This window comes from Kribbella sp. VKM Ac-2566 (assembly GCF_004366005.1).
Lineage (GTDB): Bacteria > Actinomycetota > Actinomycetes > Propionibacteriales > Kribbellaceae > Kribbella > Kribbella pratensis.
Genome location: NZ_SODT01000013.1, coordinates 339794 through 364075, shown reverse-complemented (window position 1 = coordinate 364075; position 24282 = coordinate 339794). Strand labels below are relative to the sequence as shown.

The 24282-nt window shown below is 68.5% G+C and carries 20 protein-coding genes; 9 read left to right on the top strand and 11 right to left on the bottom strand.

Features of this window, described 5'->3' with window-relative positions; all coding sequences use genetic code 11:
- Positions 1-6: 6 nt before the first annotated feature.
- Positions 7-1350, bottom strand: a complete 1344-nt coding sequence (locus tag EV647_RS32470) for an acyl-CoA dehydrogenase family protein (protein ID WP_238177498.1) — start codon at positions 1348-1350, stop codon at positions 7-9.
- 88 nt (positions 1351-1438) lie between these two features.
- Between EV647_RS32470 and EV647_RS32465 the strand changes: the two genes are divergently transcribed.
- From EV647_RS32465 to EV647_RS32450, 4 genes are read left to right on the top strand one after another with little or no spacing between them, the layout of a single operon-like run.
- Positions 1439-2173, top strand: coding sequence for a TetR/AcrR family transcriptional regulator (locus tag EV647_RS32465; protein WP_134009776.1), 735 nt, complete (start codon positions 1439-1441; stop codon positions 2171-2173).
- The gene (locus EV647_RS32460; RefSeq protein WP_134009774.1) at positions 2170-3447 is read left to right on the top strand and encodes an acetyl-CoA C-acetyltransferase; all 1278 of its coding nucleotides are present in this window, start codon (positions 2170-2172) and stop codon (positions 3445-3447) included. The genes EV647_RS32465 and EV647_RS32460 overlap by 4 nt, the downstream gene beginning before the upstream one ends.
- A gap of 8 nt (positions 3448-3455) precedes the next feature.
- Complete coding sequence (locus EV647_RS32455; RefSeq protein WP_134009772.1) at positions 3456-4802, top strand: 3-oxoacyl-ACP reductase; 1347 nt, start codon at positions 3456-3458, stop codon at positions 4800-4802.
- Position 4803: 1 nt separating this feature from the next.
- Positions 4804-5661 (top strand): MaoC/PaaZ C-terminal domain-containing protein, encoded by an 858-nt coding sequence (locus tag EV647_RS32450; protein WP_134009770.1) that lies wholly within the window; start codon positions 4804-4806, stop codon positions 5659-5661.
- Between the two features lie 44 nt (positions 5662-5705).
- Here the strand turns inward: EV647_RS32450 and thrS are convergent, their stop codons facing one another.
- The 6 genes from thrS to EV647_RS32420 all read right to left on the bottom strand — a co-directional run bounded on the left by thrS (position 5706) and on the right by EV647_RS32420 (position 11521).
- The gene (thrS, locus tag EV647_RS32445) at positions 5706-6953 is read right to left on the bottom strand and encodes a threonine--tRNA ligase (RefSeq protein WP_134009768.1); all 1248 of its coding nucleotides are present in this window, start codon (positions 6951-6953) and stop codon (positions 5706-5708) included.
- A gap of 154 nt (positions 6954-7107) precedes the next feature.
- A complete protein-coding gene (locus tag EV647_RS32440) occupies positions 7108-7872 on the bottom strand; it encodes an amino acid ABC transporter ATP-binding protein (RefSeq protein WP_134009766.1) in 765 nt (254 codons plus the stop codon).
- Complete coding sequence (locus EV647_RS32435) at positions 7869-8792, bottom strand: amino acid ABC transporter permease (RefSeq protein WP_134009764.1); 924 nt, start codon at positions 8790-8792, stop codon at positions 7869-7871. Before EV647_RS32435 ends, EV647_RS32440 begins: the two co-directional genes overlap by 4 nt.
- Positions 8793-8794: 2 nt before the next feature.
- Positions 8795-9730 carry an ABC transporter substrate-binding protein gene (locus tag EV647_RS32430; protein WP_134009762.1) on the bottom strand — a complete coding sequence of 312 codons (936 nt, stop codon included), beginning with the start codon at positions 9728-9730 and terminating at the stop codon, positions 8795-8797.
- 16 nt (positions 9731-9746) lie between these two features.
- Positions 9747-10571: a deaminated glutathione amidase gene (locus EV647_RS32425; protein ID WP_202876374.1), complete on the bottom strand. Its 825-nt coding sequence runs from the start codon at positions 10569-10571 to the stop codon at positions 9747-9749.
- The gene (locus EV647_RS32420) at positions 10568-11521 is read right to left on the bottom strand and encodes a hypothetical protein (protein WP_134009760.1); all 954 of its coding nucleotides are present in this window, start codon (positions 11519-11521) and stop codon (positions 10568-10570) included. Before EV647_RS32420 ends, EV647_RS32425 begins: the two co-directional genes overlap by 4 nt.
- A gap of 153 nt (positions 11522-11674) precedes the next feature.
- Here EV647_RS32420 and EV647_RS32415 point away from each other — a divergent pair, with 153 nt between their 5' ends.
- Positions 11675-13033 carry an aminotransferase class I/II-fold pyridoxal phosphate-dependent enzyme gene (locus EV647_RS32415; protein ID WP_134009758.1) on the top strand — a complete coding sequence of 453 codons (1359 nt, stop codon included), beginning with the start codon at positions 11675-11677 and terminating at the stop codon, positions 13031-13033.
- 7 nt (positions 13034-13040) lie between these two features.
- Here the strand turns inward: EV647_RS32415 and EV647_RS32410 are convergent, their stop codons facing one another.
- Both EV647_RS32410 and EV647_RS32405 read right to left on the bottom strand, forming a co-directional pair.
- A complete protein-coding gene (locus EV647_RS32410) occupies positions 13041-13880 on the bottom strand; it encodes an acyl-CoA thioesterase II (protein WP_134009756.1) in 840 nt (279 codons plus the stop codon).
- Positions 13881-14133: 253 nt separating this feature from the next.
- The gene (locus EV647_RS32405) at positions 14134-15048 is read right to left on the bottom strand and encodes a proteasome assembly chaperone family protein (protein ID WP_133788382.1); all 915 of its coding nucleotides are present in this window, start codon (positions 15046-15048) and stop codon (positions 14134-14136) included.
- A 173-nt stretch (positions 15049-15221) separates the two neighbouring features.
- Between EV647_RS32405 and EV647_RS32400 the strand changes: the two genes are divergently transcribed.
- From EV647_RS32400 to EV647_RS32390, 3 genes are read left to right on the top strand one after another with little or no spacing between them, the layout of a single operon-like run.
- Positions 15222-16238: a hydroxyacid dehydrogenase gene (locus EV647_RS32400; protein ID WP_238177497.1), complete on the top strand. Its 1017-nt coding sequence runs from the start codon at positions 15222-15224 to the stop codon at positions 16236-16238.
- The gene (locus tag EV647_RS32395; RefSeq protein WP_134009754.1) at positions 16235-18142 is read left to right on the top strand and encodes a DUF2264 domain-containing protein; all 1908 of its coding nucleotides are present in this window, start codon (positions 16235-16237) and stop codon (positions 18140-18142) included. Before EV647_RS32400 ends, EV647_RS32395 begins: the two co-directional genes overlap by 4 nt.
- 51 nt (positions 18143-18193) lie before the next feature.
- Complete coding sequence (locus tag EV647_RS32390; RefSeq protein WP_134009752.1) at positions 18194-18721, top strand: ferritin; 528 nt, start codon at positions 18194-18196, stop codon at positions 18719-18721.
- Position 18722: 1 nt separating this feature from the next.
- On the opposite strand, the gene EV647_RS32385 is transcribed toward EV647_RS32390, so the two are convergent.
- Positions 18723-20687: a DUF2207 domain-containing protein gene (locus tag EV647_RS32385; RefSeq protein ID WP_134009750.1), complete on the bottom strand. Its 1965-nt coding sequence runs from the start codon at positions 20685-20687 to the stop codon at positions 18723-18725.
- A gap of 118 nt (positions 20688-20805) precedes the next feature.
- On the opposite strand from EV647_RS32385, the gene EV647_RS32380 reads away from it, so the two are divergent.
- The gene (locus tag EV647_RS32380; RefSeq protein ID WP_134009748.1) at positions 20806-22956 is read left to right on the top strand and encodes an elongation factor G-like protein EF-G2; all 2151 of its coding nucleotides are present in this window, start codon (positions 20806-20808) and stop codon (positions 22954-22956) included.
- 1 nt (position 22957) lies between these two features.
- Here the strand turns inward: EV647_RS32380 and EV647_RS32375 are convergent, their stop codons facing one another.
- A complete protein-coding gene (locus EV647_RS32375) occupies positions 22958-24205 on the bottom strand; it encodes an AAA family ATPase (protein WP_134009746.1) in 1248 nt (415 codons plus the stop codon).
- Between the last annotated feature and the right edge of the window lie 77 nt (positions 24206-24282).

Sequence of the window (24282 nt, the reverse complement as noted above, 5' to 3'; positions counted from 1 at the left end):
GAAACGTCAGCGGATGCGCATGCCGGAGATGGCTCGGGCGATGACCAGGCGCTGGATTTCGGAGGTGCCTTCGAAGATGGTGTAGATCTTGGCGTCTCGGTGCATTCGTTCTACGGGGTATTCGCGGGTGTAGCCGTTGCCGCCGAGGATTTGGATGGCTTCTTCGGTGACCTTGACGGCGACCTCGCCGGCCTTCAGCTTGGCCATGGAGCCTTCGCCGTGGCGGTAGTCGGGGGTTTCGCCGCGCATGAGGGCGGCGGACATGTTGGCGGCTCGCCAGACCAGGAGCCTTGCGGCGTCGATCTCCAGGGCCATGTCGGCGAGTTTGAAGGCGATGCCCTGGTTGTCGATGATCGGGCGGCCGAACTGTTCGCGGGTCTTGGCGTAGTCGAGGGCCACCTCGTAGGCGGCGCGGGCGATGCCGATGGCTTGGGCGCCGACGATGTGGCGGGTCATTTCGAAGGTGGCCATCGAGGCGTTGCGGCCCGCCGAACCAGAAGCGGAGCCAGATCCAGTAGTCCCATTAGAGGCGGCTTCGTGGGCTCGGGCGATGCGGGCGTCGAGCTTTTCCTTGCCGCCGAGGACGTTCTCGGCGGGGATGCGGACGTTGTCGAAGAAGACGTCTGCGGTGTGGGAGGCACGCAGGCCGTGCTTGCGGAGCTTGGTGCCCTGCTCCAGGCCGCGAACCTCCGACTTCGGTACGACGAAGGCCGCCTGACCCTTCGTACCGAGGGACGGGTCGACGGTCGCGACGACGACGTGGATGTCAGCGATCCCGCCGTTCGTCGCCCACGCCTTCTGCCCGTTGATGACCCACTCGGACGTGCGCTCGTCGAAGACAGCCCGCGTACGGATCGCGGACACGTCGGACCCGGCACCGGGCTCGGACGAGCAGAACGCGGCAACCCGTACGTCGTCCGGCGTGCCGTAGCACCGCCCCATCCACTGGCTCCACTGCTCCGGTGTGCCGTTGGAGAAGATCGCGGACGATGCGAGGCCGGTGCCCTTCAGCGACATCGCGATGCCGGCGTCGCCCCAGAACAGTTCCTCGTGGACGAGCGGCATCAGCAGACCGGTCGGGTCGACGAACAGGTTGATGTTCATGTCGAGGCCGTAGATGCCGACCTTCGCGGCTTCCTGGATGATCGGCCAGGGCGTCTGCTCGCGCTCGTCCCACTCGGCCGCGGCGGGCCGGATGACGTCGGCGGCGAACGTGTGCGCCCAGTCCCGGATCTCGCGCTGGTCGTCGTTGATCGCCAGCGAGAAGGTGCTCCAGTCCGGCTTCGAGCGCTCGGCGCCGAGCTCACCGGCCAGAGACATCACGTCTGCGGAGACAACAGGGTCGCTCATCAACTTCCTCACAGAACCGGGTCCAATGTTACCGACGAGTGTAACTGTCGTTTGCACCAACGGGTACCATTGTGGCTAAGATCAATTCATGAGCTCCGCGCTGCTCGCGATCGGACGCCGCCGCACCACGGCGGAACGTCGGCGCGACCGCGAGCGGGACATCATCCGCGCCACCCGCGAGCTCTTCGACGAGCGCGGCACGATCGACGCCCAGATCGACGATATCGCCAAGCGGGTCGGGATCAACAAGGCCCTGATCTATCGGCACTTCGCCGGCAAGGAAGAGCTGTTCGCGCTCACCCTGGTCAACTACCTCCAAGAGCTCGACGAACGGCTGCAACAAAACGACGGTCCACGAAGAGCGCCCCTCAACCGGCTCAAGGCCCTCAGCGAGACGTTCGTCGACTTCTGCCTGGAGTACCCCGCCTTCACCGACTGTGCGATGAGCCTGCTCAGAAGGACCGGCGAGGAGTTGTTCGGCGAGATCACCGAGCCGGTAATGGTCAAACTGGGTACGGCGATGGCCGCACCACTGGGCCGTATCGCGGTGATCCTCGAAGCCGGTCAGCGTGCGGGCGTGTTCGACGAGGTCGACACGGCGTACCTGGCGAACCATCTCTACACGCAGACGCTCGGATCGTTGCACATGGCAAGGGTCGGGCTGATCGTGTCGGGCAGCCAACCGGGCCACCCGGTGGTGCATCATGCCGATGTCGGCACCGTCCGGTCGACCGCGATCACCGCGACACTCGCCACCGCGGTGGGACAGAAAGCCCTGACAACCAAGAAGACCCGCTCCGCTAGAGCAGGAGACATATCGTGACCGAACCGCGCAAGGTGGCCGTGGTCGCCGGCAACCGGATTCCGTTTGCCCGGCAGGACAAGACCTACCGTCACGCCTCCAACTCCGACATGCTCACCGCCGCCCTGAACGGTCTCGTCGACCGCACCGGCCTCGGTGGTCAGGAGGTCGGTGAGGTGGTCGCCGGAGCCGTCCTCAAGCATGCCCGCGACTGGAACATGGCGCGAGAGGTGGTCCTCGGGTCCAAGCTCGCCCCGACCACCCCGGCGTACGACATCCAGCAGGCCTGCGGCACCGGTCTCGAGGCGGCCATCCTGGTCGGCAACAAGATCGCCCTCGGCCAGATCGACGCGGGCATCGCGGGTGGTGTCGACACCGCGTCCGACGCCCCGATCTCGGTCAACGACCGCCTGCGCAACATTCTCCTCGACCTCAACCGCGCCAAGACGTACCCGGACCGCTTGAAGGTCCTCGCCCGCGTCCGCCCGAAGGACGTCGTACCGGAGATCCCGCGCAACGCCGAGCCGCGCACCGGCAAGTCGATGGGCGACCATGCCGCGCTGACCGCGCTCGAGTGGGGCATCACCCGGGAGGCGCAGGACGAGCTCGCGTACAACTCCCATATCAACCTCGCGAAGTCGTACGACCGTGGTTTCCAGAACGACCTCATCACGCCGTACCTGGGCCTGGAGAAGGACCAGAACCTGCGTCCCGACACCACGCTCGAGAAGCTCGCCAAGCTCCGGACCGTGTACGGCAAGGGCGAGACCGCGACGATGACGGCCGGCAACTCGACGCCGCTGACCGACGGCGCGTCGGCCGTCCTTCTAAGCACCGACGAGTGGGCGCAGGAGCACGGACTGCGGCCACTCGCGTACCTGACCCACTCCCAGACCGCCGCGGTCGACTACGTGAAGGGCGCCGAGGGCCTCCTGATGGCCCCCGCGTACGCCGTACCGCGCATGCTGGCGCGCGCCGGGCTGACCCTCCAGGACTTCGACTACTACGAGATCCACGAGGCGTTCGCGTCCCAGGTGCTGTCCACCCTGAAGGCGTGGGAGGATCCGATCTTCTGCAAGGAGCGGCTCGGCCTGGACGCGCCGCTCGGGGAGATCGACCGGGACAAGCTGAACGTGAACGGCAGCTCGCTCGCCGCGGGTCACCCGTTCGCGGCGACCGGCGGGCGGATCGTTGCCGCGCTGGCCAAGCAACTGGACGAGAACGGTGGCGGGCGGGGCCTGATCTCGATCTGCGCCGCGGGCGGCCAGGGTGTCGTCGCCATCCTCGAGAAGTAGGAGCTGAGATGACGGATCGCTACCAGACCTTCACCCGGACGCCGCTCGGCAAGACGCTGGTGAAGAACCTGGGTCTGCCCGACCCGGCGCCGCTGCCCCGCTGGACCGAGGGCTCGCCGGTGATCGACGGGCCGGTCGTCTTCGGCGCGATCGGCGAGACCGACGCCGGTAAGGCGATCCAGGCGCTGCTCCGCGACATCGGCGCCTCGTTCAGCACCGTCACCGAGGGCGTCGCGTCGAGCACGATCCGGCCGAAGGCGATCGTCTTCGACGCGACCGGTGCCACCTCGACCGCGGACCTGACCAGCCTGCAGCGCTTCTTCTCCCCCGTCGTCCGCCAGCTCGCCCCGGCCGGTCGCGTCATCGTCGTCGGCCGTACGCCGGAACTCGCGAGCTCCCCCGAGCAGCACATCGCGCAGCGTGCCCTCGAGGGCTTCACGCGAAGCCTCGGCAAGGAGGTGAAGCGCGGCGCCACGGTCAACCTCGTGTACGTCGCTCCGGATGCGCACGAGCAACTCGACTCGACGCTCCGCTTCTTCCTCTCCCCCAAGTCGGCGTACGTCGACGGCCAGGTCGCCCGGATCGGGACCGGACCGCTGGTCAGCAACGACCCGAGCCGTCCGCTCGCCGGCCGTACGGCGCTGGTGACCGGAGCGGCCCGTGGTATCGGAGCCTCGATCGCGGACACGCTGGCCCGCGACGGCGCGACGATCATCGGCGTCGACGTACCGCAGAACGCGGACCCGCTGCGCAAGGTGATCTCCAAGATCGGCGGGACCGAGCTCCTCCTCGACGTCACCGCGGTCGACGCGGCGCAGCGGATCGCGGCGCACGCGCAGGAGCAGCACGGTGGGCTCGACATCGTCGTCCACAACGCGGGCATCACCCGCGACCGGCGGCTCGTCAACATGCGCACCGACGCGTGGGACGCCGTACTCGACGTGAACCTGCGCGCGCCGGAGCGGATCACCAAGCACCTGGTCGAATCCGGGGCGCTCCACGACGGCGGCTCGATCATCGGGGTGTCGTCGATGGCCGGGATCGCCGGCAACAACGGCCAGACGAACTACGCGACCTCGAAGGCCGGCGTGATCGGTCTCGTACAGGCGTTGGCTCCCGCGCTGGCCGAGCGGCAGATCCGGATCAACGCGGTCGCGCCCGGGTTCATCGAGACCGAGATGACCGCGAAGATCCCGTTTGCGATCCGCGAGGTCGGGCGGCGGATCAACTCACTGCAGCAGGGTGGTCTGCCGATCGACGTGGCCGAGACCATCGCCTGGTTCGCGGATCCGGCCTCCGCCGGCGTGACCGGCAACGTGGTGCGGGTCTGCGGCCAGAGCATGATGGGCGCCTGAGATGCCGACCCGACGGTACGACGACTCCCCCGGGCTCGGCTCGCTCTACGCGCGCACCGTCCGGGCCACGCTCCGACGGGCCGACTACGAGCCGGACGCGGACGGGCTGACGCTCGAGCTGCCCCGGTCGGCGATCGACCAGGATCACTTGACCGCGTATCGCGAGGTGACCGGCTTCGCGGCGGGTCCCGCGCTGCCGCCGACGTACCCACATGTTCTGGCGTTCCCGCTGCACCTGGACCTGATGTCCGATCCCTCGTTCCCGTACAAGCCGATGGGGATCGTGCATCTGTCCAACACGATCACGCAGAAGCAGCCGATCCCGCTGCACGCCGAGCCGGCGATCCGCGTGCACAGTACGGCGGAACGGCCGCACCCGAAGGGCACCGTCTTCGACGTGATCAGCGAGGTCTTCGTCGACAAGGAACTGGTGTGGAGCGATCTCACCACCCTGCTCAGCCGCTCGTCCGGGACGGAAGGCGCGCACGCCGATCTGCTGACCGACCCGGTGCTGAGACCGAGCGCGTGGTGGGACCTGCACGGCAACCTCGGCCGCCGGTACGCCGCCGCGTCCGGCGACCGGAACCCGATCCACCTCTTCAAGCTGACCGCTCAAGCGTTCGGGTTCCCGCGCCAGATCGCGCACGGGATGTGGGCCAAGGCTGCCGCACTGGCGTCGCTCCAGCGGGCCGGCGCGTTGCCGGACGCGTTCACGGTCCGCGTGGACTTCCGCAAGCCGTTGCTGCTGCCGTCCCGGGTCGGGTTCGGTTACCAGCAGACGGGCAAGACGGTCGACTTCGCGCTGTACGACGAAGGCCACGACGTGACCCACCTGATCGGGCAACTGCAGGAGAACTGAACCGCCAGGCCATCACAATCGCGCTCCTCGGCCGACCTTCACGCTCATAGCTCGCCGCCGTCGGCAATTGCGATGGCCTGGGGATCCGCCGCTGACCGGATCCGATCCAGCACCTCGCCGATCGGGGCCGCATCCCACCGCCTGCCGTCCCGTTCCCGGACCGCGAGCTGGCCGGCCGCGGCCTCGCGGGAACCGATGACGGCCTGGTACGGCGCCAGCCGGTTCTCGCGGATCCGGGCTCCCAGACTGCCCTCGTCGGCGTGCGCGATCTCGACCCGGAGACCGCGATCGGACGCTCTGCGGGCGACCTCCGCGGCGAGTTTCTCCTCGTCGTCGGAGATCGGCAGTACGACGACCTGTACCGGGGCCAGCCACGCCGGGAACGCGCCGCCGTGCACCTCGATCAGCTGAGCAACCGCCCTCTCGATGCTTCCGACGATCGCCCGGTGCACCATCACCGGGCGATGCTTGTTGCCGTCGGCACCGATGTACTCGAGCCCGAACCGCTCCGGCTGGTGGAAGTCGATCTGGACGGTCGACAGGCTGAACTCGCGGCCCGCCGAATCCTCCAGCTGGATGTCGATCTTCGGCCCGTAGAACGCCGCGTCGCCCGGCGCGTCCTCGTACTCGACGCCCGCGTTCTCGAGCACCTCTCGGAGCAGCTCGACGGCCTGCGCCCAGCTCGCCGCGTCACCGACGTACTTGCTGGCCGGGCTGTTGAACTCCGCGTCGTCCGAAGGCAGCGCGAGGACGTAGCGCGATGCGCTGATGCCCATGTCGGCGTACGCCTGCTTGATCAGTCTCAAGGCACCGGAGGCCTCTTCCGCGACCTGGTCGAGGCGGCAGAAGATGTGGGCGTCGTTGAGTTGCATCGCGCGGACCCGACTCAGGCCGCCGATCGCTCCGGAGAGTTCGGCGCGGTACTGTCCGCCGAGCTCGGAGTAGCGGAGTGGGAGTTCGCGGTAGCTGTGTGAGCGGGATCGGAACATCAGCGCGTGGTGCGGGCAGATGCTGGGTCGCAGGACCAGTTGCTCACCGCCCATATCCATCGGCGGGTACATGTCCTCGTGGTACTTGGCCCAGTGGCCCGAGATCTCGTACAGCTCGCGCTTGCCGAGGACCGGTGAGTAGACCTGCTGGTAGCCGGCTCTTCGTTCCACCTCGGCGACGTAGCTCTCCAACGCGTGCCGTACGGCGGCACCGGCGGGCAACCAGTAGGGCAGGCCCGCGCCGATCAGCGGGTCGGAGTCGAACAGGCCGAGTTCGCGGCCGAGTTTGCGGTGGTCGTACAAGATTCCTCCATGGGTTGAGGCGAGTCACCCACGGAGCACGACAAAGCCCCGGGGCACTCGCCCCGGGGCTTGGTCAGACAGTCAGGTGTCAGCGCGCCAGGACGAGGTCCGGCGTCGTCGTGACTACTGCGCGCTGCAACATGTCTTCACGGTATCAGAGGAAACGGGAAAGGAAAGCACGAGTTCGTTCGTGCTGTGGATTGTCGATCACCTGCTCCGGCGTGCCCTGCTCGACGACCTGGCCGGCGTCCATGAAGACGACCCGATCAGCGGCCTCGCGGGCGAAGCTGATCTCGTGGGTGACGACGACCATCGTGAGACCGGCGCTGGCGAGACGCTTCATGGTGGCGAGCACCTCGCCGACCAGCTCGGGGTCGAGCGCCGACGTCGGCTCGTCGAACAGCATCAGCTTCGGCCGCATCGCCAGCGCGCGGGCGATCGCCACACGTTGCTGCTGACCGCCGGAGAGCTGGCGCGGGTACGCCTTTTCCCGGCCGGCCAGTCCCACCTCGGCGAGCAGGTCGACGGCCCGCGCGGTCGCCTCCCGTCGCCCCTCCCCGAGGACCTCGATCGGCGCCTCGATGATGTTCTCCAGCGCGGTCATGTGCGGGAACAGGTTGAACTGCTGGAACACCATGCCGATGTCCTTGCGCCGCCGGGCGATCTCGTTCGGCGACAGCTCGTGCAGCCGGCCGTTGCGTACGTCGTACCCCACATCACGGCCGTCCACCGTGATGCGGCCGGCGTCGAGGGACTCGAGCAGGTTGATGCACCGCAGGAAGGTCGACTTGCCGGATCCGGACGGGCCGAGGACGACCACGGTCTCGCCCGGCGTCACGTCGAGGTCGATCCCGGACAGTACTTCGGTGTGCCCGAAGCTCTTGCGGACGCCGCGCGCCTGCAGGACCGCCGTACTCATGCCGCACTCCCCTTCGGACGGATACGCAGGAAGTCCCAGAAGCTGGGAGCCTGATGCCGCGCGCCGCGGTTGTAGTGCCGTTCGATGAACGACTGGACGACGTACAGGACCGAGGTGACTGCGAGGTACCAGAGGCAGACCACGATGAGCATCGGGATCGTCTCGAAGGTCCGGTTGTAGATCGACTGCGCCGTGTAGAGCAGGTCGGAGAGTGCGATCACGCTGACCAGCGCGGTGGCCTTCACCATGCTGATCACCTGGTTGCCGGTCGGCGGCACGATGAAGCGCATCGCCTGCGGCAGGATGATCCGCTTCATGATCCGGGAGTTCTTCATCCCGAGCGCCTGACCCGCCTCACGCTGGCCGGGGTCGACCGAGAGCAGACCGCCGCGGACGATCTCGGCCATGTAGGCGCCCTCGTTCAGCCCGAGACCCAGGATCGCCGCCAGCAACGGGGTGATCAGGGTGTTCGTGTCGACGCTGGCGAAGACCGGACCGAACGGAATGCCGAGGTTCAGCTTGGGCAGCAGCGCGGACAGGTTGTAGAAGAAGATCAGCTGCACAAGTGTCGGCGTACCGCGGAAGAACCAGATGTACAGTCCGGCGGCGCCGCGCAACAGCGGGTTGGCCGAGATCCGGCAGACCGCGAGGAGTACGCCGAGCACGACGCCGATCACCATGGCGACGACCGTCAGCATCAGCGTGATGCCCAGGCCCCGGGCGATCGACTCGGCCCGCAACCAGCTCCAGACCACGTCCCAGCCGAAGTTGTCGTTGGTGATCAGCATCTTGACCAGCTGCGCGGCGAACACCAGTACGACGAGCGCCGACAGCCAGCGCCAGGGGTGTTTGCGATGCGCCGCGTTGCGGACGTCGAGCTCCAGGCCGGCGGCCGGAGCGTCCTGCACCGTGGTTGCCATGGTCAGCTCTTCCCGAGGTTGAGGCCGGGTTTGGCCAGCTTGTTCTTCTCCAGCCCCCATTTCGCCATGATCGCGTCATAGGTGCCGTTGGCATGCAGTTTCTCGAGTGCGGCGAGCAGTACGTCGGCCAGCGGCGACCCGATCGGCACGAGCGCACCCTGGAACAGGTCGTCGAAACCGTTGCTCTTGCCAACGCCGGCCAGCTCCAGCTTGCCACCGGACTGCGCGACGAAGTAGGTCAGCGGCGCCTGCGAGGAGAAGAACGCGTCGGCCCGGTTGGACTGCACCGCGAGGATCGACGACGGCTGGTCCTTGTACGACTGCACCTCGACCGCCGGCTTCCCGGACGCCACGCACTTGGCCGACTGCGCCTTGATGACCTTCTCCGCGGATCCCGCTGCCTGTACGGCGATCCGCTTGCCGCACGCGGTGTCCAGGCCGTCGATGCCCTTCGGATTCCCCTTGTGTACGGCGAAGACGACGTACTCCTGGACGTAGTCGATAAAGGTCGCCTGCTTCTGCCGTTCGACGAAGTCGCCGGTCGGGCCGAGATCCAGGTCGTACCGCTTCGCCTGCATCCCTGACAGGACGCTGGCCAGTCCGTCCACGGTGGTGTGCTCGATCCGGATGCCGAGCAGCTGGCTGATCGCCTGGGACAGATCGGCGGTCGCGCCCTCGATGGACGTGTCTTTGTCGGTGCCGACGATCACGTACGGCGGGAACGAGCCGTTGTTGACGGCAACGATCTTGCCGGCGGTCTTGATCTTCTCCGGCAGCTGGTCGTGCAGGGCCTTGTCGACCTGCTGCTGCGGGATCGCGGCGGCAGGCGCCTTCGCGTTGGCGTTGGTGCTGGTGTCGACCGGGTCTGCGGTGCAGGCGGTCACGCCGAGCAGACTTGCGGCCAGTACGGCGAGAGTGGTGCTGCGGGGGATGGACACGACTACTCCTACGGCTTCAGCTGGTGGGGACGGCTTCGACCGGTCGAGGGGTGGGGATGACGGAGAAGCGCCGGTTGATCAGGACCGGCAGGCGGCGGCGAGCGTCGGTCAGACGCTGCCGGGAGACGACGGCCGTGATGGTGGCCGGCTCCTCTGCGGCTTGGGCGAGCGGGACACCGAGCGGGTCGACGATGAGGCTCTGGCCGATGTTGCGCTGACCGCATTCACCACTCGCGACGACGTACACGGTGTTCTCGAGCGCGCGGGCGGTGACGAGGGTCTGCCAGTGGTGTTCCTTGAGCGGGCCTTTGACCCAGGCGGCCGGCAGCACGAGTATGTCGGCGCCGTCGAGGGCGAGGAGGCGGGACAGTTCGGGGAACCGGACGTCGTAGCAGGTCATCAGGCCGACCTTGAAACCGTTGACGTCGATCAGTTCGGGGACGACGTCGGCCGGGGTCACGTTGTCGGACTCCAGTTGGCTGAACGCGTCGTACAGGTGGAGTTTGCGGTAGAGCCCGGTGATGGCGCCGTTCTTCAGGACGACGAGCGTGTTGTAGGGCTTGTCGTTGGCGGACTTCTCGTGGATACCGACGACGACGGTGAGTTGGAGGCCCTCGGTCGCCTTGAGCAGGCCGGTGACGAACGGGCCGTCGAGCGGCTGGGCGTGCTCGCGGATGCGCTCACGCTCCTCGATGAAGCGCGCGAGGACGCCTTCGGGGAGCACGAGCAGGTCGACGCCGTCGGCGTCCGCCTGCTTGATGAGCTGAGTCGCCGTGTCCAGGTTCTCCTGCCAGTCGATGCTCGCGACGAACTGCGCGGCAGAGACGTTCAGCGTACTCATGCGATCTTCTCCAACGGGTCGATCTGGTAAGGAAACAGGTCTTCAGCGGGCACCGGCTGCGCGAGCAACTCCTGGGCCACGAGGTGGTCCTGGAAGGCGGCGACCATGCGGCGGTCGGCGGAGACGCCGTACGGCATCCAGTCCGGTCCGAAGGTCCTGGTGGTGACGCCGATTTCCTCGTTGTGCCAGGGGGTGATGTCCATCAGCTTGTTCCGGCGCTGGAAGCTGAGCTGCTTCGCCTGCTCGAACAGGTCGATGAGCTGCTGAGCGATCTCCGGCCGCTCCTCCAGCACTTCCTTGCGCAGGGCAAGCAAGTGGATGCCGGGGATGTAGCCGTGGCGACCGTAGTACTCCCGCTCCTCGGCGCGAGTGTCACGGAACAGCGTGCGGTACAGCGAGTCCTCGGCATGGAATCCGGGTGGCATGAACGGCGTCATCACGGCGTCGAGCTCCTTGTCCAGCAGGAGATCCACGAGCCGGGCGCCGTCGGCGGTGTGACGGATGTTGTTGCCGACAGCAACTCCCCCGATGCGGTCCACGACCGGGTGGGCCGCGGTCAGCGGGCCGACCTGCCACTCGGCGTCATGGATGCCGACGCCGGCCTCGGCGAGGATCGCACGGGTCCAGGTGTTGCCGCTGTCCGGCCAGCCGGTCAGGCCGATCCGGCCGCCCTTCAGGTCCGCCGCCGTCTCGGCCGTCGCGTCCCGCCGCACGATGATGCAGCGATGCCGGAAGCCGCGCATCAGGAAGATCGGCAGCGCGACCACCCGGTCGTCCCCGGCCGCACGGGCGCGGACGTAGCGACTGAACGAGGTCTCGCCACCGTCGTACTCGGGTGAGCCCCACAGATCCGGCGTCGCCTCCAGCCGGGTGACGGCCGGGCCGGGGACGTCGCCGAGGGCCAACGGGATCACATGGTCCCAGTGGCGTACGCCGAGGTGAAGCTTCACGCGGTTCGTTCCTTCGATGCCGGGACGCTCTCGTGGGGTCCGGGTCGGATGCGCGACGTCGCTGTCGCGAGCTCGATTGTTCGGTAGCCTATGTTCAGCGCGATCGCCCGAACAATGCATTGAAATGTTACTGATCAAAAACTGGGGGAAGGCATGGCCGAAGACGTTCCACCGCAGGACGGTCCGGCGGTGTCGTCGGCCTGGCTCGCCGAGCAGATCACCGAACCCAGCGCGGCGGGGATCGCGGCGGCGATCTCCCGGCTGGTCCGGCACGGTGAGCTCGAGCCGCAGACCCGTCTTCCGACCGTACGCGCGCTCGCTCCCCGGCTGGACGTCAGCCCGGCGACCGTGTCCGCGGCCTGGGCGACCCTGCGCAAGCAACGCGTCGTCGCCGGAGGCGGACGGCAGGGCACCTGGGTGCTCGGCGGACTCGCGGTTCCCCGGCCGACCCGCTACGAGAACATCTCCCGTCTCTGGCCGGACCAGACCCTCAACCTCACCCGCGCGATCCCGGATCCGGCCCTGCTGCCGGACATGGCGGGCGCGTTCGTCCATGCCCTTCGCGACCCCGACCTACACTCCTACGAGGTGGTCTCGATCAGCGGGCCGCTCCACGCTGCCGCTGCCCGGACGTGGCCCTTCGAGACCGAGAACTGGATGTGCGTGAACGGCGGCTACGAGGGTCTCCTCCTGCTCATGCGTACGACGGTTGTCCCCGGCGAACACGTGGCGATCGAAGAGCCCGCCACTCCTCGACTGCTGGACATCCTCGACAACGTCGGCGCGCGGCCCGTGCCGGTCGCGGCCGATGCGGAGGGGCCGGTCCCGGCATCGCTGCGAGCGGCGCTCCAGCACGATCCGGTCGCGTTCATCTACGAGCCGCGGAGCAGCTCACATTTCGGCGCCTCGGTGACGCCATCGCGCCGCGACGAGCTGGCGGCGTTGCTCGCCGGCACCGACACCCTCGTGATCGAGGACGACGGGCTCGGCGAGCTGAGCTCGTTCGAGTACCACGGTGTGGGCGAAGTGCTGCCGGATCAGAGCGTGCTGGTGCGGAGCTACTCCAAGTCGCACTCCCCCGATCTCCGTCTCGCCGTGATGGCCGGCGCCGCCGAGCCGATCGAGCGGGTCCGCGTCTACCGGCAGTTCGGATCAGGCTGGACGAGCCGCATGCTGCAGAACGCGCTCGCGTGGCTACTCGACGACGAGCTGTCGAAGACCGCGATCGCCGCCGCGCGTACGACGTACCGGGAACGCCGTGACCATCTCACGGAACTGCTGGCCGCACGGGGTGTCCAGGCGACCGGCGTCGACGGCCTGGCGATCTGGGTGCCGGTCCGCAGCGAACACGAGGCACTCCTCGTTCTCGCATCACACGGCATCGCCGTCGCCGGTGCGAGCGCCAGTTGGACGAAACCCGGTCCACCTGCCATCCGCATCGCCACCGGCCTGCCCATCCCCGACGCCGATCGGGTGGCCGACGCCGTCGCCCGCGCCGTACAGGCCCGATAAGCCGCGGCTAGCTCTCGAGGTCCAGGCCGACGGGGCGGATGAGACCTTCTTGGGCAACGGATGCGACGAGGCTGCCTGCCTCGTTGTAGAGGCGGCCGGTCGCGAAACCGCGGGCTCCGGAGGCGGACGGCGACGACTGGTCGTACAGCAGCCACTCGTCGGCGCGGAACGGCCGGTGGAACCAGAGGGCGTGATCGAGCGAAGCCGGCTGGATGCGGCGGTCACCGATGACGATGCCGTGCGGGAGCAGGCTGGCGCCGAGCAGCGTCAGGTCGCTGGCGTAGGCCAGCACACACGCGTGCAGCGCTGGATCGTCGGGCAGCTTGCCGGCGGCCCTGATCCAGAACTGCCGGCCGGTGACTCCGGCCAGGCGTACGTCGAGCGCCGCCCACTCCTTGTCCCAGTCGGCCGCCGACCGGCCGGACCGCGCCTCGAGGACGGTCGCCAGTCGCGGTGCCTCCTCCGGCGGTACGGCGTCGTCCGGCATCGGATCCTGGTGATCCAGACCGGCTTCGGGTCGCTGGAAGGACGCGGACATGTAGAAGATCGGCTTGCCGTTCTGCGACGCCACAACTCGACGGCTGCTGAACGACCCGCCGTCGCGGGTCGGCTCCGGGCGGTACACGATCGGCACGGACGTGTCGCCGGCGCGCAGGAAGTAGCCGTGCAACGAGTGCACCACCCGCTCCGGGTCGACCGTTCGGCTCGCGGCGGCCAGCGCTTGTCCTAGCACCTGACCGCCGAACACCCGTTGCATCGAGGTCTGCGGCTGACGGCCGCGGAACAGGTCGACGTCGATCATCTCCAGGTCGAGCAGCTCGACCAGATCCTCCAGCGACTCAGGCATGCCTCATCCTGACAGCCCCGCCCGCCGCGCAACGCCGTACCCACTGTGCAAACCGTCACGTGCGCCCAACGCCCCGTCCCCATTTGCCTGGCAGACCCATCAAATGGGGGGTTCCTGACCCTGGCTAAGGGTCACAAACCCCTCACTTGATGGGTCCACCAGGCAAATTGATGGGTCTGCCAGGCAAATCAGGGTGCTGCGGGGCGACTGCGGGGCGTTGGCGTGACGGTGCGGGGGGCGGCGGTGCGGAAAGTTAGTCGTTGTCTTCGCGGTTGAGTTCGGCGAGGAACTGTTCTACTTCCGCGCCTAGTTCGTCGGCCGACGGAGTGGAGTCGGCGAGGAGACTCTTGCGGGTGAGGGAGCCTTCGGCGGCGTCGTACTGGGTTTCGAGTGCCTTGACGACTGCGCTGGCGTCCTCGGAAGCCTCGACCTGCTCGTCGACCAGCCGGCCGGTGACGGCGGCTTCGTCGAGCAGGGCCTTGCTAGGGAGGAGCAGGCCGGTCGCGGCCGAGATCGCGTGGACGAGGGCCAGTGCGGCGCCCGGGAAGCGGTTCTCGGCCAGGTAGTGCGGCACGTGGACGGCGAAGCCCATCGCGTCCTTGCCCGCCTCGCCGAGACGGACCTGGAGCATCGTCCCGGCGCTCGCGGGCAGCAGCATCTCGCCGTCCCAGATGTTCGAGCGGGTGACCAGCTCGGGCCGCGTCGCGTGCGCCGTCAGGCCGAGCGGCCGCGTGTGCGGAACACCCATCGGAATGCCGTGCACACCGACCGTGAGCGTCACGTTGTAGAGCTCGTTGAGCTGCCGGATCGCCCCGGCGAACCGGTCCCAGTGGTTGTCCGGCTCCGCGCCCTCGAGCAGCAGGAAGTCGACGCCCGCGTCGTCGGTCACCAGGTGCAGGCTGAGGTGCGGCGGGGTGTAGTCGGTGAACCGGTCCTCGGCGAACGTCACCTCGGGCCGCCGGGCCCGGTAGTCGTGCAGCAGGTCGACGTCGAATCGCGCGAGCAGCCGGTGGTCCAGCACCTCGAGCAGGTGGTCCGCGGTCACGCGGCCGGCCTGGCCGGCGTCCATGAACCCGTCCAGCGAGTGCACCAGGACCTTCGGCGTCGCCGCCGGGCCGGTCGCCACCGACTCGTCGACGATCTCGTAGAGGTCGTCCGGTCGCAGCATCGTCGTCTCCTTCGCAACTTCTTCCAACAGACTGACAGGCAGTTCTACCTTTCCCAACGCCGCGATGTCGCGGAGTAATTCCGAGCCTGGGGAAGTTGCCGGAAAGATTCAGGATGTTCCAAGACTCGGCGGTCGGCGAGACAGCGGCGGAAAGCGCTTGCTAGGTTATCGTCGTGAGCCCTGAGCCGAACTCCGCCCTGACCGTCATGCTGGCGATGAACGACGCCAGCCGGGACCGCGTCCTCGTACCGCGGGTCCGGCAGCGCCTCGAGGCGGTCGCCACTGTGCTGCCGGTCGGACCCGGGTCCAGTTTTCTCGCGGATCCCGCCGTACGGGCGGCTCTCCCGGACGTCGACGTACTGCTCACCGGGTGGGGCTGCCCGCGGATCGGGCCGGACGTTCTGGAGGCGGCGCCGAAGCTGCAGGCGATCCTGCACGCGGCCGGCTCGGTCAAGGCGATCGTCGATCCGGCGGCGTTCGACCGCGGGATCCAGGTCTCGTCGGCGGCCACGGCGAACGCGCAGCCGGTCGCCGAGTTCACGGTCGCGGCGATCGTGCTGGCCGGGAAGCGGGCCTTCCGGCTCGCGGCGCAGTACCGGCTGGAGCGGCACAAGGCCGATCCCCACGGGATGCCGGGCAGCTACGGTACGACGGTCGGCCTCCTGGGGGCGTCGCGGATCGCGAAGATGGTCGCGGAGCGGCTGCGCGGGTTCGACCTCGAAGTGCTGATCAGCGACCCGTACCTGACCACGGACGAGGCCGCGGCGCTCGACGCGGAGCTGGTCGACAACGACACGCTCTTCCGCCGCAGTGACATCCTCAGCGTGCACGCGCCGCTGCTCCCGGAGACGGTCGGCCTGGTGGACGCGCGGCTGCTCGCGTTGCTGAAGGACGGCTCCTCGCTGATCAACACGGCCCGCGGCAAGATCATCGATTCCGAGGCGCTGATCCGCGAATGCGTGACCGGCCGGATCGACGCGATCCTCGACGTCACCGACCCCGAGCCGCTGCCGCCGGACTCGCCGCTGCTCGACCTGCCGAACGTCTTCGTCACCCCGCACGTCGCCGGTGCGGTCGGCAACGAGATCGCCCGCCTCGGCGAGCTCGCGGTCAGCGAACTCGAACGCCTCGCCGCCGGCCTGCCCCTCGAACACGCCATCAGCCCCTCCGAAATCGGGAGACTCGCATGACCCGCTTGATCCTGCCGGACACCGACCGTGAGTTGTCGCGTCAGACCGGATGGGTGCGGGCGCACTGGGAGGCGCTTGCGGACCATCTGCTCGACTCGCTCGTTCCGTACTTCTCCCCCGGCGCATCCCTGGTCGAGCTCCCGGGCCGGCCGAGCCGGTCGGGTACGGCGTCCGACGCGCTGGAGGGATTCGCCCGGTCGTTCATGCTCGCCGCGTTCCGGATCGCCGGCGTTCAGGGCAAGGGCTGCGAGGAACTGATCGAGCGGTACGCGCGGGGCGTCGCGAACGGCGCCAACCCGGACCACCGCGAGGCGTGGCTGCGGCTCACCCCGAGATCGCAGCAGATGGTCGAGGCCGCGGCGATCGCGGTGTCGCTGCACGAGACCCGCGAATGGATCTGGGACCGCCTCGACACGCGGGCGCAGGAGCACGTCGCGGAGTGGCTCGGCGGCTTCAACGGGTCGACGACGCACGACAACAACTGGCGACTGTTCCAGGTCGTCAGCGAGCAGTTCCTCGCATCGGTCGGAGCGCCGTACTCGCAGGACGACATCGACGGCGGCCTCGACCGGATCGAGGACTGGTACGTCGGCAACGGCTGGTACTCCGACGGCGACGGGCAGAACTTCGACAACTACATCGGCTGGGCGATGCACCTGTACCCGGGCCTGTGGGCGCGGATGGCCGCCGTGACGCCGGGAGCGCAGTACGAGGACCGGCTCAAGCTCTACAAGGAGCGGATCAAGCTCTTCCTCGAGGACGCCGTACACCTCGTCGGGAACGACGGTGCACCGATCTACCAGGGGCGGTCGCTGACCTACCGGATGGCGGCCGCGGCGCCGTACTGGATGGGCGCGATCCTCGACTCGACACCGTTGACGCCGGGTGAGACGCGGCGGCTGTGCTCTGGGATCGCGCGGCATTTCGTGCAGCACGGGGTGCCGGACGAGCGTGGGGTCCTGACGCTCGGGTGGTACGACACGTTCCTGCCGACGACGCAGCAGTACTCCGGTCCCGGTTCGCCGTACTGGGCCTCGAAGGGTTTCGTCGGGCTGATTCTGCCGCCGGAGCACCCGGTGTGGGCGGACCCGGAGGACTCGATTCCGCTGGACGACGCGGACCAGCTCCGAGCGATGCCTGAGCCGGGGTGGATCGTGCACGCGAGCCGTCACGACCAGGTGGTGCAGCTGGTGAACCATGGGGCGGACCACGCGCCGGTGGCCGAGCCGCAGGGCGTGGAGCCGGCGGGCGATGCCCACTACAACCGGCTGGCGTACGCGAACCACGCGGGCCCGGACCTGTCGGATCACGAGCCGCACGTCGACAACCTGATCTCGCTGGTCTCCCCCGAGGGTCTGGCCAGCGGGCGCGGGCGGATCCGGCGGCTCGGTGTGGACGGCAGTACGGCGTCCTCGTGGCACAACGCCTGGCTCGGCGACGAAGGACCGTGGGCGATCGAGATCACGTCGGTGGTGCACAGCGGCTGGGAGATCCGGTGCGCCCTGGTCGAAGGTCCTTCCGGAGCGCTGGTGCGAAGCGGCGGATTCGCGGTCGCGGGCGATTCTTTGCCGGAGGCAACGGTCAGTGAAAAGGCCGCCTCCACACGGGATGCAGACGGGTTGGTGTCGGCGGTGGTCGGCCTGCACGGGTACGACGAAGCGGGCGTGCATCGTGGGCTCGGAGTGAACCCGTACGGCGCGCACTCGGCGACGCCGTACCTGACGGCACCGCATCACGGGGAGCCGTTGGTGCTCGTGAACGCCGTCCTGCTGACCCGCGACGCGCTCCGGCCGGAGGCGCTTGCCGAGGGCATCGATGTCGCCGTCGACGGTACGACGGTGCGGATCAGCCTGCCCGGAGGCGGTACAGAGGTGGTCGAACTGGGACGGAAACGCGCCGGTTAGGTCAGGCTCGCCAAGGGTGTGCATTCGGCGGGCGGCCGTTAGATTGACGGAATGAGCACGTACGAGAAACTCCTGCAGGAACAGATCCGTAACGAATTCACGGCCGCTCAGCAGTACGTGGCAGTCGCTGTCTGGTTCGACGACCAGGACCTGCCGCAGCTGGCCGCGCACTTCTACAAGCAGTCACTGGAAGAGCGCAACCACGCGATGATGATGGTCCAGTACCTGCTCGACAAGGACATCCGGCCGCACATCCCGTCGGTCGGCGAGGTCGAGAACGACTTCAAGACCGCGCTGGAGCCGCTGGAGCTCGCGCTGGCGCAGGAGATCACGGTCACCAAGCAGATCGAGATGCTCGCGCGCACAGCCCGTGACGAGAGCGACTACATCGGCGAGCAGTTCATGCAGTGGTTCCTCAAGGAGCAGGTCGAGGAGGTCGCCGCCATGAAGACTCTGGTCAACGTCGCCAAGCGCGCCGGCGACAACCTGTTCCACCTCGAGGACTACCTGGCCCGCGAGACCGTCGGCGACGCCGGCACCGACCCCACGGCCCCGACCGCCGCGGGCGGAACGGTCTGACCTACCAGCTCCCGCCGCCACCTCCACCTCCACCGCCGCCGGAGGAGCCGCCGCTGAAACCGGACGAGCTGCCGCCGCCACCGCCGGAGCTGGACGGTGTGGGCGGCGGGCTGAAGGTGGTCGCGACGGTCGCGCCGACCGCGCCCGCGGTCCAGCCGGAGGTGTAGTAGGACGGTCCGGAGTACCAGTACGGGTCGGGCGGGATGCGACCTGCGGCGACGAGCTGCTCGCACACCTTCTGCCACCGGTCCGCGAGACCGAAAGCGATGGCCCAGGGCAAGTACTTCGAGAAGATGTCCTCGCCCTCCTCGAAGCGCAGCTGGTCCGCCTCGGCCGTGGCGAGGTACTTCCGGAAGCCGATCAGCTGGTCGGCCACCGCGCGTCCGGCAGGGTTCCGTTGCCCGCGGCCCCGGATCGCGATCCAGGTGCCGATGGCAACGATGACCGCGATCACCGGGACCGCGACGACGACCGCCCGGCCCAACCCGCCGGTGGCGGCGCTGACCACGGTGCCCATCAGTCCGGCGCCGACGACCCAGATCCCGATCATCGCCATACAGGCGCAGCCGAAGCCGTTCTTGAACGCCGAGCCGCCGCCGGCCCGCGGCATCCGCAGGTACCACTCGCGAGCCCTCACCTGGTCACGGAGTGCCTTGATCATCTCGTTGTGCGCGTTCCGCATGGTGTTGTCACCCACTGCTCCGCGCTCCAGTTGCACCTCCATGCCTGGCTGCAGTCCCGGGTACAGGCCGAGCATCAGTGCCTGTTCGTGGGGTGCGGTCGCGGCCGCCGGATTCAGCAGCACCGCCTTCTGCGACGATCCGTCGTTGTCGATCCGTACGCCGCCCCGCACCGCGAGGTCGATCAGCGTCGCGGCCGTCTCGGTCGTGTTCGCCTTCGCGTCGATCAGCAGACCGCCCTCGGCGACCGGGATCCGCGGCGGTGCGAACGCCACCGGGATCTGGTCCTCGGTGAGGTCGTCCTTCACCGGCTGCGCGGCGATCCCGTCCGGCGGGAACGCTCCCGGCGGCATCCCGGCGTACCGCCGGTCCTTGTTGCCGAACTTCGCGTAGAGCGCGGCGAGCACGATGGCGGCCACGGTCGCGATACCGGAGCCGATCAGCGACGGCCAGGACACCCCGTTGCGCTCCAGCCAGCTCGGCGGGTCGACCAGGATCGGGGTGTCGTTCTGGACGGCGCCCGCGGTGATCCCGGCGACGATCGTCATCCCCTCGCCGCGGGCGAGGTTGGTGCCGCCGAAGACACCCTGGTCACCGCTGACCGTGCTCGTGCACTGCTGCGTCGAGCCGGTCTGTCCCTGGAAGCAGTCCGTCTTCTGCACCCCGCCCGGCACGGTGACGCTGATGTCGACCTGCTTGATGTCCGCACTCCACGCGCTGCCGGTCGCGTCCCAGTACAGCTCGCTGTGGTCGTCGAAGTGCCGCAGCGCGCCACGTACGTCGTACTTGATGACGTACGTCGCGTCGTACCCGGAGATCGTCTCGTCGGCCGAGCCGATCTTGATCTGCAGGTCCTTGTAACGGCCCTTGTTCGATTCGAACGTCTTCTCGGTGAACTCGTCCGGGGCACCCGAGGGCGACGAGACCTTGATGTTCGAGACCTGGTACTCCTGGTCCTTGGAGTCGTCGTCCTTGTAGGGCTCACGGGTGACCAGGTCGCGGTAGATCCCGTGCCGGCCGGTGCTCCCGAACGTGTAGTCGATCGTCTCCGTGACGTGCAGCACCCCGTCCGCGGAGACGTTGTAGTCGATCTTGAAGTTCTTGATCTCGTCCCCGGCGTCCGCCGTACCCGCGCTCGCCGGTACGGCGAAACCGGCCAGCGCCAGGACGGCGACCAACGTACTGATGACGACCCCGAGTGCCCTGGAGCGTGTCTCCCGGTCCCACGCCGTAGCGAGCCGAGTGCCGCGCAGTAGGCGTGGGATCGGGAGACGCGCTCTAAGCATGCCGCGACCCTACCGACGGCCAGGGTCCTGGGTTGTATGCCCGACACGAATCCGCGAGCTGAGGGGCCTTGTGCGAAGTGTCGGTTAGGGGAATCGTGGGTGGACCAGGAGGAACGTCATGGCAGACAAGGCGAACACTTCCCAAGGCACCGGAGCCGCGCCCGCTGTGGACAGCCCGGCAGCCATCCGCAACGTGGTCCTGGTCGGCCCTTCGGGCTCCGGCAAGACCACCCTCGTCGAGGCCCTGCTGGTGGCCTCCGGAGTCCTGAACAGACCCGGCACCGTCCTGGACGGAACCACGGTGTGCGACTTCGACGACGCCGAGATCCGGCAGCAGCGTTCGGTCGGCCTGTCGCTCGCCTCGCTGCCGCACGACGGCGGCCAGGGGAAGGTCAAGATCAACCTGATCGACACGCCCGGGTACGCCGACTTCGTCGGTGAACTGCGGGCCGGGCTCCGCGCCGCCGACTGCGCGCTGTTCGTGATCTCGGCGAGCGAGGGCGTCGACGAGCCGACCCGGACGGTCTGGCAGGAGTGCGACCAGGTAGGGATGCCGCGCGCGGTCGTGATCACCAAGCTCGACCATGCCCGCGCGAACCACCAGAACGCGCTGTCCACGGCGCAGGCCGCGTTCGGCGACAAGGTGCTGCCGCTCTACCTGCCCGCTGGTGACGGGCTGATCGGGTTGCTCTCCCAGTCGTACTTCGAGTACGCCGGCGGCAAACGTTCGGTCGCGGCGCCGGACCCGTCGTACGCCGGCCAGATCGAGGAACTGCGCGGCACGCTGATCGAGGGCATCATCGAGGAGTCCGAGGACGAGTCGTTGATGGACCGGTACCTCGGCGGCGAGGAGATCGACCAGAAGGTACTGATCGACGACCTCGAGCGCGCGGTCGCGCGCGGCTCGTTCTTCCCGGTGATCCCGGTCTGCAGCGCCTCCGGGGTCGGCACGCTGGAGCTGCTCGAGGTGATCACCAGCGGTTTCCCGTCGCCGCTCGAGCACAAGCTCCCGGACGTCTTCACCCCGCACGGGGTCGCCCGCCAGGGTCTCACGTGCGACACCGCCGGACCGCTGCTCGCCGAGGTGGTGAAGACGACGTCGGACCCGTACGTCGGGAGGGTCAGCCTGGTGCGGGTGTTCTCCGGCACCATCAGGCCCGACGCGACGGTTCACGTGTCGGGCCATTTCACGTCCTTCTTCGGTGATCACGACGGCGCGTCGCACGGGCACGAGGACCACGACGAGGACGAGCGGATCGGCTCGCTGTCGTTCCCGCTCGGCAAGACGCAGCGCCCGGCTGGGCAGGTGATCGCGGGTGACCTGTGCGCGATCGGCCGACTGACCCGCGCGGAGACCGGTGACACGCTCTCCGACAAGGCGGATCCGCTACTGCTGCGGCCGTGGAACATGCCGGAGCCGTTGCTGCCGATCGCGGTCCAGGCGCACGCCAAGACCGACGAGGACAAGCTCGGCGCCGGGCTGCAGCGGCTCGCGGCCGAGGATCCGACGCTGCGGATCGAGCAGAACCCGGAGACCCACCAGATCGTGCTGTGGTGCATGGGCGAGGCGCACTCGGACGTCGTACTGGACGCGCTGTCGAACCGGTACGGCGTGACCGTGGACACCGTCGAGCTACGGGTGCCGCTGCGGGAGACGTTCGGCGGGCCGGCCAAGGGCCACGGGCGGCACGTGAAGCAGTCCGGCGGGCACGGTCAGTACGCCGTCTGTGACATCGAGGTCGAGCCGCTGCCGGGCGGGTCGGGGTTCGAGTTCGTCGACAAGGTGGTCGGCGGTGCGGTGCCGCGGCAGTTCATCCCGAGCGTCGAGAAGGGGATCCGGGCGCAGATGGAGAAGGGCGTCGGGGCCGGGTACCCGATGGTCGACATCCGGGTCACGTTGCGCGACGGGAAGGCGCACAGCGTGGACTCGTCCGACATGGCGTTCCAGATGGCCGGCGGGCTGGCGCTCCGCGAGGCCGCGGCCGCTACCAAGGTCGCGATGCTGGAGCCGGTGGACCTGGTGTCGGTGCTGGTGCCCGACGATCTCGTCGGCGCGGTGATGAGCGACCTGTCCGGGCGTCGCGGACGGCTGCTCGGGACCGACAAGGTCGGCGAGAACAGGACGCTGGTGAAGGCCGAAGTACCGCAGGTGGAGATCACCCGCTACTCCATCGACCTCCGCTCGCTGTCGCACGGCTCGGCGTCGTTCACCCGCGAGTTCGCCCGCTACGAGCCGATGCCGGAGTCGATCGCGTCCAAACTGAAGTGAGTCAGCTGAGGCGGCGGCGTACGTCGCGGGACTTGAGGTACGCCGCCACGTCGTCGTAGCGCTCGCTCTGGTTGGCGAACTCGATGTACGAGCGGACGCGGTGCAGCCAGTCGAGCGTCGACGGCTTCACCGCGGTCAGCGCGTCGGTGAGGTGCCGCATCGCGAGCGGCGGCTCGCCACCGCTCGACAGCGCCTCGTCGATCACCTTGTCGACGCCGCGCTCGATCAGCGCGCGCAGGTCGGCGCCGCTGAACATCGCGGTCTGCCCGGCCAGTGCCTTCAGGTCGAGGCCGTCGGCCGGGACCTCCTTGGTCAGCACGGACAGGATGTCGGCGCGGGCCGGCTCGTCCGGCGGCGGCACGAAGATCACCCGGTCGAATCGGCCGGGGCGGAGCATCGCCTCGTCGACATCCCACGGCGCGTTGGTCGCGGCGAGCACCAGCAGGCCCTCGTTCTCGGAGCCGATCGCGTCCAGCTCCTGCAGCAGTACGTCGACCAGCCGACGCGCCTCGGACCCTCCGTGCTTGTGCCGTGCGAACGCCAGCGCGTCCAGCTCGTCGAGGAACAGCACGCACGGCGAGTTGGCGCGGGCACGCTCGAACGCGGCGTGCAGGTTGCGCTCGGAGACCCCGAGGTACGGGTCCATCACGTCCTCGATCCGGACGTTGACGAACGGCAGTCCGCACTCTCCCGCAGTCGCTCGCGCCAGCAGCGTCTTGCCGCAGCCGGGTGGGCCGTACAGCATCACGCCGCCGCCGGACTTCCGCCCGTACTTCTCGTACAGCTCCGGCCGGCTCAGCGGGAGGATCACCATCCGGTGGATGACCCGCTTGATCTCCTCCATCCCCCCGACCTGGTCGAAGGTGGTGGTCTCCTTGGGCGTGTCCGGGATCAGCGGATCGTGCTCGTCCTCCGGCCCGACCTTGATCCGTACGCCGCTGCGCTCGGCGATCATGCCGTCGACGAGCTGCTGCAGCCGCCCGGTCCCCTCGACCACGCCGCGCTGACGAGCCGCTTCGAGCAGGTTCCGCAGCAGTGCCAGCCGCCCGTTCGCAGCGGCCAGTTCACCGACCGGCACGAACTGGTCATCGGGTAGCCCGTGCTGATCGAGCAGTACGACGTACTGGTCGAGCGCCCCCTCGATCTCACCGGCAGTGGCCAGCGACTCCGCGAGAACGAGCCGCAGCAGTACGTCGTCCGGCGCCGCGTCGACCGCCTTACGCAACGCCTCGATCCGCTCGCCGGTCATGGGGCCTCCTGCCCTGGACTGAGGAGCGGAGGGAGCGAAGCGACCGGAGCGACGAGGGAAGGGCAGGAGTAACAGCC

Excerpts from the sequence above, each read along its gene's own strand:
- EV647_RS32450 (WP_134009770.1), top strand. The coding sequence starts at position 4,804 with ATGCCGACCCGACGGTACGACGACTCCCCCGGGCTCGGCTCGCTCTAC.
- EV647_RS32425 (WP_202876374.1), bottom strand. The coding sequence starts at position 10,571 with ATGAGTACGCTGAACGTCTCTGCCGCGCAGTTCGTCGCGAGCATCGAC.
- EV647_RS32470 (WP_238177498.1), bottom strand. The coding sequence starts at position 1,350 with ATGAGCGACCCTGTTGTCTCCGCAGACGTGATGTCTCTGGCCGGTGAG.
- EV647_RS32405 (WP_133788382.1), bottom strand. The coding sequence starts at position 15,048 with ATGCTGCGACCGGACGACCTCTACGAGATCGTCGACGAGTCGGTGGCG.
- EV647_RS32385 (WP_134009750.1), bottom strand. The coding sequence starts at position 20,687 with ATGCTTAGAGCGCGTCTCCCGATCCCACGCCTACTGCGCGGCACTCGG.
- EV647_RS32415 (WP_134009758.1), top strand. The coding sequence starts at position 11,675 with ATGGCCGAAGACGTTCCACCGCAGGACGGTCCGGCGGTGTCGTCGGCC.
- EV647_RS32435 (WP_134009764.1), bottom strand. The coding sequence starts at position 8,792 with ATGGCAACCACGGTGCAGGACGCTCCGGCCGCCGGCCTGGAGCTCGAC.
- EV647_RS32455 (WP_134009772.1), top strand. The coding sequence starts at position 3,456 with ATGACGGATCGCTACCAGACCTTCACCCGGACGCCGCTCGGCAAGACG.
- EV647_RS32395 (WP_134009754.1), top strand. The coding sequence starts at position 16,235 with ATGACCCGCTTGATCCTGCCGGACACCGACCGTGAGTTGTCGCGTCAG.
- EV647_RS32410 (WP_134009756.1), bottom strand. The coding sequence starts at position 13,880 with ATGCCTGAGTCGCTGGAGGATCTGGTCGAGCTGCTCGACCTGGAGATG.
- EV647_RS32375 (WP_134009746.1), bottom strand. The coding sequence starts at position 24,205 with ATGACCGGCGAGCGGATCGAGGCGTTGCGTAAGGCGGTCGACGCGGCG.
- EV647_RS32380 (WP_134009748.1), top strand. The coding sequence starts at position 20,806 with ATGGCAGACAAGGCGAACACTTCCCAAGGCACCGGAGCCGCGCCCGCT.
- EV647_RS32390 (WP_134009752.1), top strand. The coding sequence starts at position 18,194 with ATGAGCACGTACGAGAAACTCCTGCAGGAACAGATCCGTAACGAATTC.
- EV647_RS32465 (WP_134009776.1), top strand. The coding sequence starts at position 1,439 with ATGAGCTCCGCGCTGCTCGCGATCGGACGCCGCCGCACCACGGCGGAA.
- EV647_RS32440 (WP_134009766.1), bottom strand. The coding sequence starts at position 7,872 with ATGAGTACGGCGGTCCTGCAGGCGCGCGGCGTCCGCAAGAGCTTCGGG.